12 protein-coding genes, 1 other RNA gene and 3 pseudogenes are annotated in these 13,800 nt (G+C 67.2%); 10 read left to right on the forward strand and 6 right to left on the reverse strand.

Going from position 1 to position 13,800, the window contains the following annotated elements:
• Positions 1–11 precede the first annotated feature (11 nt).
• From B2X67_RS07540 to B2X67_RS07550, 3 genes are all read left to right on the forward strand, one after another.
• Positions 12–983, forward strand: a complete 972-nt coding sequence (locus B2X67_RS07540) for an alpha/beta hydrolase (RefSeq protein WP_286785101.1) — start codon at positions 12–14, stop codon at positions 981–983.
• Positions 984–1,026: 43 nt separating this feature from the next.
• Positions 1,027–1,797 (forward strand): hypothetical protein, encoded by a 771-nt coding sequence (locus tag B2X67_RS07545; protein WP_286785102.1) that lies wholly within the window; start codon positions 1,027–1,029, stop codon positions 1,795–1,797.
• Positions 1,798–1,902: 105 nt separating this feature from the next.
• Positions 1,903–3,036 carry a Fic family protein gene (locus B2X67_RS07550; RefSeq protein WP_286785103.1) on the forward strand — a complete coding sequence of 378 codons (1,134 nt, stop codon included), beginning with the start codon at positions 1,903–1,905 and terminating at the stop codon, positions 3,034–3,036.
• Between the two features lie 36 nt (positions 3,037–3,072).
• Here B2X67_RS07550 and recR read toward each other — a convergent pair whose 3' ends face one another.
• The 6 genes and pseudogenes from recR to B2X67_RS20830 all read right to left on the reverse strand — a co-directional run.
• A complete protein-coding gene (gene recR / locus B2X67_RS07555) occupies positions 3,073–3,672 on the reverse strand; it encodes a recombination mediator RecR (RefSeq protein ID WP_090229400.1) in 600 nt (199 codons plus the stop codon).
• Positions 3,673–3,947: 275 nt separating this feature from the next.
• The gene (locus tag B2X67_RS07560; RefSeq protein WP_090229404.1) at positions 3,948–4,274 is read right to left on the reverse strand and encodes a YbaB/EbfC family nucleoid-associated protein; all 327 of its coding nucleotides are present in this window, start codon (positions 4,272–4,274) and stop codon (positions 3,948–3,950) included.
• Entirely contained in the window at positions 4,271–6,331 is a 2,061-nt protein-coding gene (dnaX, locus tag B2X67_RS07565) for a DNA polymerase III subunit gamma/tau (protein ID WP_286785104.1), read from the reverse strand. Before dnaX ends, B2X67_RS07560 begins: the two co-directional genes overlap by 4 nt.
• Before the next feature lie 191 nt (positions 6,332–6,522).
• An RNA gene (gene ffs, locus B2X67_RS07570) (signal recognition particle sRNA small type) lies at positions 6,523–6,619 on the reverse strand.
• Between the two features lie 128 nt (positions 6,620–6,747).
• Positions 6,748–7,527 carry a methyl-accepting chemotaxis protein gene (locus B2X67_RS20825; protein WP_376747761.1) on the reverse strand — a complete coding sequence of 260 codons (780 nt, stop codon included), beginning with the start codon at positions 7,525–7,527 and terminating at the stop codon, positions 6,748–6,750.
• A gap of 78 nt (positions 7,528–7,605) precedes the next feature.
• A pseudogene (locus B2X67_RS20830) lies at positions 7,606–8,382 on the reverse strand (MCP four helix bundle domain-containing protein); the annotation flags it as partial.
• A gap of 209 nt (positions 8,383–8,591) precedes the next feature.
• On the opposite strand from B2X67_RS20830, the gene B2X67_RS07580 reads away from it, so the two are divergent.
• From B2X67_RS07580 to B2X67_RS07605, 7 genes and pseudogenes are all read left to right on the forward strand, one after another.
• Positions 8,592–8,870, forward strand: coding sequence for an HU family DNA-binding protein (locus tag B2X67_RS07580; protein WP_090229412.1), 279 nt, complete (start codon positions 8,592–8,594; stop codon positions 8,868–8,870).
• 280 nt (positions 8,871–9,150) lie between these two features.
• Positions 9,151–10,083, forward strand: coding sequence for a LysR family transcriptional regulator (locus B2X67_RS07585; RefSeq protein WP_273229243.1), 933 nt, complete (start codon positions 9,151–9,153; stop codon positions 10,081–10,083).
• A 244-nt stretch (positions 10,084–10,327) separates the two neighbouring features.
• A pseudogene (locus tag B2X67_RS20835) lies at positions 10,328–10,729 on the forward strand (FUSC family protein); the annotation flags it as partial.
• Between the two features lie 25 nt (positions 10,730–10,754).
• The gene (locus B2X67_RS07590; protein ID WP_286785106.1) at positions 10,755–12,341 is read left to right on the forward strand and encodes an FUSC family protein; all 1,587 of its coding nucleotides are present in this window, start codon (positions 10,755–10,757) and stop codon (positions 12,339–12,341) included.
• Entirely contained in the window at positions 12,331–12,525 is a 195-nt protein-coding gene (locus B2X67_RS07595; protein ID WP_286785107.1) for a DUF1656 domain-containing protein, read from the forward strand. Before B2X67_RS07590 ends, B2X67_RS07595 begins: the two co-directional genes overlap by 11 nt.
• Complete coding sequence (locus B2X67_RS07600; RefSeq protein WP_286785108.1) at positions 12,518–13,447, forward strand: HlyD family secretion protein; 930 nt, start codon at positions 12,518–12,520, stop codon at positions 13,445–13,447. Before B2X67_RS07595 ends, B2X67_RS07600 begins: the two co-directional genes overlap by 8 nt.
• Positions 13,448–13,457: 10 nt before the next feature.
• Positions 13,458–13,800 (forward strand): annotated as a pseudogene (locus B2X67_RS07605) (hypothetical protein); the annotation flags it as partial.

The raw sequence follows: 13,800 nt of genomic DNA on the forward strand, positions 1-13,800 counted from the left end.
AACGGACCCCGATGCGCTCATTCCTCTGCCTGTTGCTGACCATGCTCACGCCTCTCGCCTTCGCCCAGACCATCCTCAACCACAGCGTCGAACTGGACACCCCGAGCGGCACGCTGCACGGCAGCCTGATGCTGCCCAAGAGCGACCAGCGCCTGCCCGTTGCGCTGCTGATCGCCGGTTCCGGGCCGACCGACCGCAACGGCAACAATCCGCAGATGCGCAACGACAGCCTCAAACGCCTGGCGCAGGTGCTGGCCAGGAACGGCATTGCCAGCCTGCGCTACGACAAGCGCGGGATCGCCGCCAGCCAGCCCGCGGGGCCGGACGAGCGCAGCCTGAGCGTCGAGCGCTACGCCGAGGACGCCGTCGCCTGGAGCCGGCAGTTGAAGGCCGACCCGCGTTTCGGCGCGCTGATCCTGATCGGCCACAGCGAAGGCGCGCTGATCGCCAGCCTCGCCGCGCAGAACGCTGGCGCCGATGCGCTGGTGTCGATCTCGGGCAGCGGCCGACCGCTGGATGCGCTGCTGCTCGAACAGCTGCAAGGCAAGCTGCCGCCCCCGTTGCTCGCCTATAGCCAATGGCTGATCGCCGAACTCAAGGAGGGTCGCGAGCACGACGATGTGCCCCAGCCGCTGCTGGTACTGTTCCGCCCCAGCGTGCAGCCGTACCTGATCTCGATGTTCCGCCAGGACCCGGCGAACGCTTTCGCCAGCGTGAAAGTGCCGGCGCTGATCGTGCAGGGTACGCACGATATTCAGGTCGCCGTGGAGGACGCCGAACGGCTGCACGCGGCCAAACCGGACGCCGAACTGCTGCTGGTGCCGGGAATGAACCATGTGCTGCGCATCGTCCCGGCGGCTCGCGAGCAGCAACTGGGCTCGTACAACGACCCGCAGCTGCCGCTGGCGAATGCCCTGGGCAATGGCATCGTCGAGTTCATCAAGCGCACGCTCGCCTTAAGCAACGCGCAGAGCGGCCGATAACCCTCGCAGGCCAGAATCGCTGACAGCAGCCACGGACGCCGCGATGAACGACACCCCCTCCCAGCCGCCAGAGAACGAAACCACCAGGGCGCTGCCCTGGGCGGGCCTTGCGGCTGACCAGTTCCGTCTGCTGCGCCTGGCGCCCTTGCCGACCGACCGCCTCAGCGGCCCGCGCCCGCTGCGCTTCGTCCAGCTCGGCCGACTGGAACGCCATAGCCGCGAACAGAGCCTGCTGCGGCTGACGCTGCAGTTGCCGAACCAGATCGTGCACAGCGATCAGAACGTGCTGGAAGTCTGGGCCGACCATCAGCGCAAGGTGGTTTACCTGGGCAGCGACGACCTGCAGGTCAAACCGCAGAATCGCGGCCTCGGTCGTTTCCTGCTCGCCCAGGCGATCGGTTGGGCAAAGCAGCGCTGGGGCCACTATCAGATCGCCGCCGGCACGCTGCCGCTCAAGGACGTGCTCAACGACGAGCTGCGCCAGCGCCGCGACCATTTCCTGCGCAGCCAGGGTGTCGACGTGCAGTATCCGGACGCGCTGCAGCTCAAGGCAGGCTACGCCGCCGCCCAGGTTGGCGATCTGCTCGGTGACTGGAATCAGGAAAAGGTCCAGATCATCGAGCTGCTCGACGCCGCGGCGATGCTGCAGCAGGCCGACCAGAACCTTCGCGAGCAGGATGTGAAGCTGCGCAAGCAGGAAGAGAACATCAATGCGATGAAGCGCGAGGACGGCACCCTGCGGTTCACCGTTTCCTGCCTGGCAGTGTTCGTGGTCTTCCAGGCCGGCCTGCTGATCTGGATCGCCACTCACTAGCCCGCCCGCTGCGCTGGACGATGAGCCGAATAGCGACGACAATCGGCTCGCCATATGAGCCGATTAACCCCTCCCATTCGGCTCAGCGAATCAGGCGGAACAGCCATGAACTTCCCACGCTGGATCTGGCAACAGCCCGATTGGCCGCATTTTCGCTGGCAGGCGGAGCGATTGGCGCCGCTGCTGCGCGAATGCGCCCAGGCTCAGGGCCGGCTGCTCGGCATGGCGGGCGCGACGGCCAGTTCCCTCGGTGCCGAGAACGAACTGGATGTGCTGCTGCAGAACATCGTCACCTCCTCGGCGATCGAGGGCGAACAGCTCAACGTGGGCTCGGTTCGCTCGTCGCTGGCCCGCCGACTGGGCCTGGAGACGGACCAGGACGGCCGCGTCAGCCCGCGTAGCGAAGGCCTCGCCGAACTGATGCTGGACGCCACCCAGCACGCCGAACAGCCCCTCGACGAGGCCCGCCTGTTGCGCTGGCACGGGTTGCTGTTCAGCGAGCAGAGCGCCTCGCCGCGTATCCGTGTCGGGGTGCTGCGCGGGGACGAGCCGATGCAGGTGGTATCGGGGCGTATCGACCGCCCCACCGTGCACTTCGAGGCGCCGCCGCGCGACGGTCTGGAACGGCAGCTGGGCGAATTCCTCGCCTGGTTCGCCAGTAGCCGGCAGGATGCGGGCCTCGATCCGCTGCTGCGCGCCGGCATCGCCCACCTGTGGTTCGTCACCTTGCATCCGTTCGACGACGGCAATGGCCGCCTGACCCGCGCCCTCACCGACCTGGCGCTTGCGCAGGCGGAAAACCAGGCCATCCGCTTCCACGCGATGTCCGCCAGCATCCTCGAGGATCGCGCCGGTTACTACCGCGCACTGGAGAGCAGCCAGAAGGCCGACCTGGATATCAGCGCCTGGCTCGAATGGTTCCTGCGCACTTTGCTCGCCAGCCTGCGGCAGGCGCTGGCACGTATCGACCGGGTACTGGCGAAGTCGCGCTACTGGCAGCGCCATCGCCAGCACGCGCTGGGCGCAGAACAGCTCAAGGTGCTCAATCGCCTGCTGGATGGCGGCGAGCGCGGCTTCGAGAACGGCATCAGCGCCGCGCAGTACCAGAGCGTCGCCAAGGTCTCCAAGGCCACCGCCACGCGCCATCTGGGCGATCTGCTGGAGAAGGGATATCTGCAACGCCTGCCCGGCGGCGGGCGCAGCACGCGCTATCGAATCGCCGACGGGGAAATCTCGTAGCGCGGAGGGAATTGCAATCGAGCTACGAGAGCGCAGCTAGAGCGTGATGGCCTTGCGGCCATTGAAGGCATGCGCCAGGGTACCGCCATCGACCAGGTCCAGCTCGCCGCCCAGCGGCACGCCATGAGCGATCCGCGACACCGAAAGCCCCTTGGGAATCAGCAACTGGGCGATGTAGTGAGCGGTCGCCTCGCCTTCCACCGTCGGATTGGTAGCCAGGATGACCTCGCTGAACGCGCCCTCGGCGATGCGCGCCAGCAGCTCCGGCACGCCGATCGCCTCGGGGCCGAGCCCATCCAGCGGCGACAGGTGTCCCTTGAGCACGAAGTAACGCCCGCGAAAACCGGTCTGGTCCACCGCGAACACGTCCATCGGCGCCTGCACCACGCAGAGCAGGCTGTCGTCGCGATTGGGATCGGCGCACTGCGGGCAGAGTTCTTCCTCGCAGAGCGTGCGGCAACGCTTGCAGTGCCCGACCCGCTCCATCGCCTCGTTCAGCGCATGCGCCAGCCGCAGCGCACCGCTACGGTCGCGCTCGAGCATCTGCAGCGCCATGCGCTGCGCGGTCTTCTGCCCCACACCGGGCAGGATGCGCAGGGCATCGATCAGTTGGCGAATCAGCGGACTGAAGCTCATGGACATTACCGAATGTGAGTGCGAACGGACGAAGGTACAGCGCTGTAACAGCCCCTCACGCAGGTGAACGACACCTTGAGTGCCACCGGCGACGCGGCGGTGGATGGGAGAAGCGACATCCACCCTACGTTCAGGCGAACGAATGGACCGGGGCGCCCAAGGGCGGTAGCGGACAAGGCGCCGACGGACGCGGAACCGGAGTGTGCTGTTGCACAGGAGGATTCCGAGTTCGTCGGCAACGCCGGCCGGTGCCGTCCATGGGCGGCACGAACGAACTAGAAAGGCATCTTGAAGCCTGGGGGCAGCTGCATCCCGGCTGTCATGCCCGACATCTTCTCCTGGCTGTTCTGCTCGATCTTGCGCACCGCATCGTTCACCGCGGCGGCGATCAGGTCTTCGAGGATGTCCTTGTCTTCCTGCATCAGGCTGTCGTCCAGGCTGACGCGCTTGACATCATGGCGACCGGTCATCACCACGCTGACCAGCCCGGCGCCGGATTGCCCGGTGACCTCGGCATTGGCCAACTCTTCCTGCATCTTCTGCATTTTTTCCTGCATCTGCTGGGCCTGCTTCATCAGGCCGGCCATGCCACCCTTCATCATGGGGTCACCTCGGTATTCAGGGTTTCAACGGGTTCGATCGTACCGTCGCGGATCACCGCGGCGAATTGCTGGATCATCTGCTGCACCAGCGGGTCGGACTGGATCGCGACCTCTGCCAGGTGCTGGCGCTCGGCGCGCTTGCGCGCGGCCATTTGCGCGGGGGTTTCCTGCTCGGGCTTACGGACCTCGACCTCGAGTTTGAGGGTGCGGCCCAAATACTGGTTCAGCGCATCGTTCAGCCGGCGCTGCTGGTTGGCGTTGAACAACGCGCTCTGCGTCGGCTCCAGATGCACGCGCCAGACGTCGCCTTCCACCGCCACCAGGCTGCAGTTGGCGCCGATGCTGCCGGTCAGCCCGCTCAGGCCGAGGCGCGGGAACAGTTCGAGCCATTCTGCCGCCAGGCCGGTGGCGGGCTGCACGTCGGCCAGGCTCTGTGTGTCGGTGGCGCTGTCGTCGGCCGTTTCGTCGCCGAGCGACTCCAGGTAATCGAACGCTTCGCCATCGACTTCGTAGTACTCGTCGGCCGGCGGCGGCTCGTCGTCATCGTCATCCGCGTCGGTCTCGACATCCAGCACCTGGGCTTCGCTGGCGGCCGGATGATCGACCGGTTCGCTCACTTCCGCCGACTGGATGACCGGCGCATCGACGGCCTCGGCGCTGACGGATGGCGGCGGCGCAACCGGCTCCGCGGCGACAGCGGTTTCGACCGGCTCGGATTCTTCCCACGGAGGATTGATCTTTTCCGCGGCGGCAGGCGCAGCCGGCGCGGGCGGAGGGGCGTCAACTGCTACCGGCGCAGGCTCGGCCGGCGCAGGTGGCGGCACCTCCACTGGCGCTGGCGCAACGGCGGCGGGCACGGATTGCACGACCGGCGCGGCAATGGCGGCGCCGGCCACCGGGTTGGTCGTGGAATCAGTGGTGGCCCTGCTGATTCCCGGATTCTTTAGCGGCGTACTCGGCGCGCCGTCGGCATCCGCCGGACGGAACGCCAGCATGCGCAGCAGGGCCATCTCGAAACCACCACGCGGGTCCGGCGCCAGCGGCAGGTCGCGGCGGCCGATCAGGCCCATCTGGTAGTAGAACTGCACGTCCTCGGCGGCCAGCGCCTGGGCCAGATCGAGCACCCGCTCGCGGTCGCCCTGGCCGTTGTCCACCGCATCCGGCAGCGCCTGGGCAATGGCGACGCGGTGCAACACGTTGAGCATCTCGGCGAGCACGCCGTTCCAGTCCGGGCCCTGCTCGGCCAGGTGACGCACCGCTTCGAGCATTGCCCGCGCATCGCCCTCGATGAGCGCATGCAGCACACCGTAGACCTGACCGTGGTCCAGCGTGCCGAGCATGGCGCGCACGTCGGCGGCCAGCACCCTGCCCTCGCCGAAGGCGATGGCCTGGTCGGTGAGGCTCATCGCATCGCGCATCGACCCATCGGCGGCGCGGCCGAGCAACCAGAGCGCGTCGGCCTCGAACGGCACGTTTTCCGCGGAAAGCACGTGGGTGAGATGCTCGACCACCCGCTCGGGCGTCATGTTCTTCAGCGAGAACTGCAGGCAGCGCGAAAGGATGGTCGCTGGCAGCTTCTGCGGATCGGTGGTGGCAAGGATGAATTTGACGTAAGGCGGCGGCTCTTCCAGGGTCTTCAACAGCGCGTTGAACGAGTGGCTGGAGAGCATGTGCACTTCGTCGATCAGGTAGACCTTGAAGCGCCCGCGGCTTGGCGCGTACTGCACGTTGTCGAGCAGTTCGCGGGTGTCCTCGACCTTGGTGCGGCTGGCGGCGTCGATCTCGATCAGGTCGACGAAGCGCCCCTCGTCGATCTCCCGGCACACCGAGCAGGTGCCGCAGGGCGTCGAGGTGATGCCGGTCTCGCAGTTCAGGCACTTGGCGATGATCCGCGCGATGGTGGTCTTGCCCACGCCGCGCGTGCCGGTGAACAAATAGGCGTGGTGCAGGCGCTGGTTGTCCAGCGCGTTGATCAGGGCCTTGAGCACATGGGTCTGGCCGACCATTTCGCGGAACGAGCGCGGACGCCATTTTCGTGCAAGAACCTGATAACTCATCGAACCGTCGCAGCAGGGTAGCGGAAGGAGGGCTAATGCTAGCGGAGCACCGGGCAAATTGCATCCGGCTTGCCGCCAGCGAATGTATCCATTGGCCAGGCGCGGACGAACGCCAGCAATCGCAACGCCGCGCGAAGCAACAGGATCGGGAACGGAAGAGAAAGGTGTCGCGAAGAGCGTTATGGAGGCAGCCCTACCAGCCACACCCCGGCACACGATGTCACCGCTGCGGCTGCTCCCTTCCGGGCCTGACCGGGTTCACGGCTGATCGTTGCGGGGGGACCGGCAGGGCCACCATAACGACGCCCACCTGGCGATGGGCCGCGCCATTGTACCGACTCGCCGGCAACTTACAACCGGCAGCGCCCGTTAAAGAAAAACTATCCCGCACAAGCACTTGGCACGCATCACCGGCCTCACACGCGGAACCGGCCGACCAGTTGCGCAAGCCCTTCGGAGAGCGCCGAGAGGTGCTCGCTGGCCCGCGTGCTTTCCCCGGACGTCTGCGCCGCCTGGTTCGACAGGTCGCGAATGTCGCTGATGTTGCGGGCGATTTCCTCGGTCACGCTGCTCTGCTCCTCGCAGGCGGTGGCGATCTGCGCCGCCATGTCGTTTATCCGCTGTACCGACTCGCCAGTGCGCCCGATCGCCTGGTCGACGCCCGCGGCACGCTCCACGCTGTCGCGCGCCTGCTGGCTGCCGGCCTGCATCGCGGTCACGGCGTTGTGCACGCCCTGCTGCAGCCGTTCGATCATCTGCTGGATGTCGTTGGTCGAGTTCTGCGTGCGCCCGGCCAGCGCGCGGACCTCGTCGGCGACCACGGCGAAACCGCGGCCCTGCTCCCCTGCCCTGGCCGCCTCGATGGCCGCGTTCAGCGCCAGCAGGTTGGTCTGGTCGGCGATGCCCTTGATCACCGCCAGCACCGCGCCGATCTGCTGCGCCTCGTGCTCCAGGGTGCGAATGCGCTCGGATGCGCTTTCCACGTCGCGCGCCAGCGCACGGATCGAGCCGATGGTGGAACCGACCACCTCGGCGCCCTCGCGCGACTGCTCGTCCGCCCGCTGCGCGGCCTCGGCCGCGTTCTGCGCACTGCGGGCAACCTCGTTCACCGCGGCGCTCATCTGCGTGGCCGCGGTGCTCACCTGATCCACCGCCAGATGCTCGCGGCCGATCAGTTGATCGTTCGCCGCCGCCATGCCGGACAGCTGCCGGGCGGAATCGGCGACCTCGCCGGTCACCCGGCCGACTTCGCGAATCAGCGGCTGCAGCTTGTCGAGGAAGCGGTTGAACGCCACGCTCAGGCGGCCCAGCTCATCGCGGGAAGACACCTCCAGGCGCGGGCGCAGGTCACCGTCGCCATCGGCGATCTGCTCGATGCGATGCAGCAGCAACTGCAACGGCCGGGTAATCAGCGAGGGGAATGCCAGCACCAGAACCAGGCAGAGCGCCAGGGCCAGACCGACCACCAGGCCCTGCTGCCAGAGGCCGCTTTGGCTGTTGGCATCCGCGTGCTCGCCCTGTTGATTGGCCGCCTGCTCCTCAAGGTTGCCGAGTTCGTCGATCGCCTCGCGCATGCTTCCGAACTGGGTCTCGCTGTCGCCGAAGCTCAGAGCGCGCGCCGCCGCGGGATCGCTTGCCGCCAGTTGCACCACCCGCAACGACGTCGCCTTCCACAGCGCGAAGCCCTGCTCGAAGCGAGTGACCAGCTCCTGGACCTTCGGCTCCTGCTGCGTGGCCGCGTACTTGTGCACGCGGTCATAGCTCTGCTGCAGGTTTTCCGCATGCGACTTGCGCAACGCATCGCCCTGCCGGCCGTTTTCATCGCTCAGCAGGCTGCGCTCCGCGACGAAGGCCTGATAAAGGTCGCGGTCGGCATTCAGCAGCAGGGTGATCGCCGGCAGGTGATGGCGGCTCAAGGCTTCGCTCGCCGACGCCACCGAGCGGATCGTCTGCATGCCCAGCGCACCGGTGATGATCAGCAGGACCGCGAGCAGAAGAATGGGCAGCGCGATCTTCCAGCGGAAGTTGAGGTCGGCGAAGGATTGCAGCATGAACAGCTCCTTTCTTCATTATTGCTGGCGATAGCTATCGCTTCGGTCCGGCGCGCCTGGCGCAGGCGATCACGGATGAATTCAATCTAGCAGCGCTTCGCACGCGCCGCGAAATCGCAACGCGACTGCGACCATCCCGCGATAGTTGGCGTGCAGCCTGGCGGGTTAGACTGCCGGCGCACTCACGCACCGCACTACGGAGCAGCACAATGGCCCTGACCAAAGACCAACTGATCACCGATATCGCCGAAGCCACCGACGCGCCCAAGGCAACCGTCCGCGCCGTTCTCGAGCAGCTCGGCGAAATCGTCAGCGACGCCCTGGAAAATGGCAGCGAACTGACCCTTCCGGGCATCGGCAAGCTGAAGGTCGGCGACCGTCCGGCACGCACCGGGCGCAACCCGCAGACCGGCAAGGCCATCGAGATCGCCGCGAAGAAGGTGGTGAAGTTCGTGCCGGCCAAGGCACTGAGCGACGCGTTGAACTGAGTGTCAGTGAAACGAAAGAACCGGCCGAGGCCGGTTTTTTCGTTTCTCCAGCAGCGCAATTTGCTGGGGGCCCGACGTAGACCGTCGCGTTCCCGGAACCTTCCCGTCGCTCGTGCGGCTCGGCTTCCCATGAGTCATCACGTGCTCATCAGGTCCGCCCTCGAACGGCGTAAAGCCGTGGCCGGCCTCGTGAAGGCTGAGTTCCAATATTCCTGCATGCTTTAGCCGTTATCCAGAAAGCCCTAGGATTGCATGCAGGTAAATATCAAGAGGGCATCCCATGCCACGTCCCGATCTCAATCTCCTGCTGGCATTGGACGCCCTGCTGGACGAGGGCAGCGTCATCGGCGCCGCGCGCCGCATGCATCTGAGCGCGCCGGCGATGAGCCGTACCTTGAGCCGCATCCGGGAGGCGCTGGGCGACCCGGTGTTCGTCCAGGTCGGCCGCAAGCTGATGCCCACGCCCAAGGCACTGGCACTGCGCGAGCAGGTGCGGATGGCGGTCGAACAGGCCTCGCAGGTGTTCTCGTCCGGCGCCGAGATCGACCTGAAGTCGCTGGAACGGCGCTTCAACGTCCGCGCCACCGATGAGTTCGTGAGCATCCATCTCGGCCATCTCCTCGACGCGATGGCGCGGGAGATGCCGCGCGCGATGCTGCGCTTCTCGCCCGAGGAAGACGACGTGGACGACGAGGCGTTGCGCAGCGGCCGCATTGATCTGTTCATCAGCGCTTCCCGCACGCTCGGGCCGGAGATTCGCGTGCAGTCGCTGTTCACCACGACGTTCGTGGGCGTCGCGCGCGTCAACCATCCGATTTTCGACGACGAGATCACGTCCGAACGCCTCACGCGCTGGGAACACATCAGCGTGTCGCGACGCGGCAAGGCCGCCGGGCCGGTCGATGCCGCACTGGAAGCGCAGGGGCTACGCCGGCATGTCGCCCTGGTGGTGCCCAATCCTTACACCGCGCTGTTCGCGTTGCAGGACTCGGACCTGCTGCTGCCCCTGCCCCGGCATCTCGCCAGCAGCGCGCTGGCCGCTGGCCTGCACATTCGCCTGTTCGAGCTGCCGACACCGCTGGAAACGGTGCTGCTGACGCAGGCCTGGCACCCGCGCCTGGAGAGCGACCCGGCCCATCAATGGTTGCGACAGACCATTCATACGCTCTGCAACGAAAGCCAGGCGCAGACGGCGAAGCGCGCCAAGCCATAGCGCACGGCCTGCTCCTATGCGTGCGTTTAGCGCACCCATGTGAGTGCAATAAATTCACTTTTCGAAATCGTTGGCCCTGCCTACGGTGATGCGCATCGGTCACCGCAGGAAGGGTTGAATGATGCATTCGGCGAATGTGCCTGACGCGGATTCGGGCGACGTTCCACCGCGCTCGCGGCGTTGGGAAAGGCTGGCGCGCGGGCTGCCGTATCTGGATCTGACGACACCCCGTGCAACCTATGTGATGCGTTCGCTGCTGGCCGCCTGCCTGGCCCTGGTGGTGGCCTATCTACTGAAACTGCACGCACCCTACGCGGCGGCCTCCAGCGTGCTGCTCGTCATCAACCCCATTCAGGGTGGCGTGATCGGCAAGGGGACGTGGCGGGTCCTGAGCACGCTGGTCGGCATGCTGGCGGCCTTCGTGCTGATGAGCGCCTTCGGGCAGATGCCCTGGCTGTTCCTGCTCGGCTTTGGCCTGTGGCTGGGAATCTGTGTGGCGGGCATGACGCTGCTGCGTCATTTCCGGGCCTACGGTGCGACGCTGGCGGGCTACACCGTGGGCCTGGCGGCCTACGGCGCCATGCAGCATCCGGAACTCACCTTCGACCAGGTGATGGGGCGCGGCGCGTCCGTGCTGATTGGCGTGGTCTGCCTGGGGGGGGGTCTCGGCCATGTTCAGCAGCCGCAGCGTGCATGGCCGCCTGGCCACGCTGCTCGACCACCTGGCGTCCGCCACCGCGGGCGTGTTGGCGACGCATCACCAGGCCATTCGAGGCAGCGCCGTACCCGGCGGAAAGCCCCTGGACGCAGATCGGCGCAACCTCCTCGCCGAGATTTATGGCGTGGACGATCTGCTGGCGCTGGGCAAGGCCGAATCCGCCGATCTCGCCCATCGTGCCGGTACGGTGCAACACACGATGGTGTCGCTGTTCTCCGCCCTGGTGGGCGGCACGCAGCCCCTGGGCGAACACGGCGCCGGCCTCGCTGCGCTGAGCGCGTTGCAGCCGGACTGGGAAGAGACATGGCGGGAGGTCGGGCAGGTGCTGGAGCGGGGACCCGGCCCGGCCGGAAGAGCGCTTGCCATCCTGCGGCTGGCCGAGTTGCGCGCCCGGCTGGTGGCCGCGCTCACCGCGACCTCGACGGACGACGCCGACGGGCAGGCCGCGCTGATGATCGCGGGCGATCGCCTGATCGAGCAGCTCGACGATTACCTGCAAGCCCTCGAGGGCATCGAACGCTTTCACCAGCCCAGGCCGACGCCGGCGCGCGTCTCCGTGCCGTTTCACCGCGACACCGCAGCAGCCCTCGAGAATGGCGTGCGCGCCTTGCTGACCGTACTGATGGGCGGCGCCTTCTGGATCGCCACGGGCTGGACCGACGGCAACATGATGCTGGCCGGATTGGCAGCCGCCTGTGCACTGTTGTCCACTGCGCCCAATCCCGTGCTGGGCGCCGTCGAATTCATCAAGGGCACGGCGGCCGCCGTGGCGATGGCCTTCCTGTGCACCTTCATCGTGTTGCCGCCGCTTTCCGGTCTGCCGCTGCTGCTGGTGGTCCTGTGCCTGTTCTGGCTGCCCGGCGTATATGCCACGACGATGCCGCGGCATGCCTTGGCCGGCGTGGCCTACCTGGTCGCATTCACGTCGCTGGCGGCGCCGGACAACCCGATGCGCTACGACTTCGCGCTGTTCCTCAATAGCGCCGTGGCCTGGATTCTGGCGACCTGTTTCACCCTGTTGGGCTTCAGGATCGTGCTGCCGCGCAATCCGATACGCGACGTCACGCGCCTGCGCCAGCGCATCCGCGACGAAGCGCTGGGCACCTTGCGCGACGAGCCGGCCGATGCGCAAGCCTGGCAATGGCGCCAGCAGCACCGCATCGCGCAACTCGGGGCGTTGCTCAGGACGCAGCCGCAGGCGATGGACCGCGCCATCGCCCAGGCGTTGAACAGCCTGCATCTGGGTCGGGAAGTCCTGCGCCTGCGACGCTGGCTGCGCGAGGCGCAACAGGATGCCGAATGGCCACGCGTGGTGGCGCGCACGCTGCGCCATATGCGCCAGCGCGCCGCTGATCCCGCTCGGGCCGCAGGCCATGCCCGCCGCGCCGCGACCTCCCTGGCGCGTTTGCCGGTGCGCGCCAACACCGCGATGGATGACGTCCGCCGAGTGACGGTCGTGTTGCTCGACATCGCCGCGCTGCTGGAGCGCCATGCGGATGCCGTCGTACCGACCTCTGGAGGCCGCGCCCATGCTCAGTGAGTTCTCGTTGGCCGGCATCTACCTGCCGCCCTTCTTCGTCTACGCCTGCGTGGCCCTGCCGATCCACCTGGGCCTGCGCTTCGTGCTCGCGCGCAGCGGGGTGCTGCACTGGGTCTGGCATCCGGGCCTGTTCGAGTTCGCCATGTCCCTCTGCCTCGTTTCCCTTCTGGTGCTTTATGTCTGAACGCTCTTTCTCCGCCAAGCTGCTGCTACGGGCAGGGTTTACCCTCGCGGTGGCCGTCGCTGCCGTATTCCTGATCAGCGCGCTGTGGAGCGCCTACGTCGTCGCACCCTGGACCCGCGACGGCCGGGTCAGCGCGCAGATCGTGCGCATCGCCCCCGAGGTGCCCGGCACCGTCGCCGAGGTTCCGGTCACGGACGATCAATACGTCAAACAGGGCGACGTGCTCTACCGCATCGACGGCGCCAGCTTCGCGCTGGCCTTGGCCCAGGCCGAGGCGCAGTGGGCGGCGGCCGAGGTGTCCTGGCGCCAGAAGACCGAGGAAGCGCGGCGCCGCCGCGGCATGGAAAGCCTGGTGCCCGCCGAGGACATCCAGCGCGCGAACCAGGCGATGGCTATCGCGCAGGCCGAACTGCGCAGCGCGCAGGTCGCCGTGGACAGGGCGAAGCTGGACCTGGCGCACACCGTGCTGCGCGCACCGACCGATGGCTATGTCACGCACCTGCGCTTGAACAAGGGCGACTACGCCGTCGCGGGCCAGCCGAACATCGCCCTGATCGACGCCCGCAGCTTCTGGATCACCGGGTACTTCGAGGAAACCAAGCTGCGCGGTATCAGGCCCGGCGCGACAGCGCGGGTCCGCCTGATGGGCTTCGACCCGGTGTTGCCGGGGCGTGTGGCGAGCATCGGACGGGGCATCACCGACAGCAACCAGCAGGCCGACGCGCAGGGCCTTCCGAGCGTGGAGCCCAGCTTCAGCTGGGTCCGGCTGGCGCAGCGCATTCCCGTGCGCATCGAATTCGAGCATGTCCCGCAGGACGTCGTGCTGGCAGCCGGCATGACCGGCAGCATCGAGGTCACGCCCTCGGAAGGCACTTCGCTGCCGCGTGGCCGGCTGATCTCGCTGCTGCACCGGTGGATGTGAGGGCAACGCCATGCACGCATCGATCCCTCGCACGCCGTCACGTCTTCGGCAAGCCCTGCTGCTGACCTCGCTGCTGGCAACCCTCGTCGGCTGCACCCCAGTGGGCCCGGATTATCGGGCGCCGACGCCGGAGGTGCCGGCGAACTGGATCGAGGCCGATACCGTCGTGCCCGGAAGCGATCAGGAGGGGCTGCGAACCTGGTGGCGCGCGTTCCAGGATCCCCTGCTCGACCAATTGGTCGACCAGACCCTGGCGCACAACCAGCACCTGGACATCGCCCTGGCGCGCCTGCGCCAGGCCCGCGCCGAGCGTGTGCGGATCGGCGCGGCCGCCCTGCCCGAGGTCTCGATCG

The organism is Pseudomonas sp. UBA3153 (assembly GCF_002364635.1).
GTDB classification, from domain to species: domain Bacteria; phylum Pseudomonadota; class Gammaproteobacteria; order Pseudomonadales; family Pseudomonadaceae; genus Pseudomonas_O; species Pseudomonas_O kuykendallii.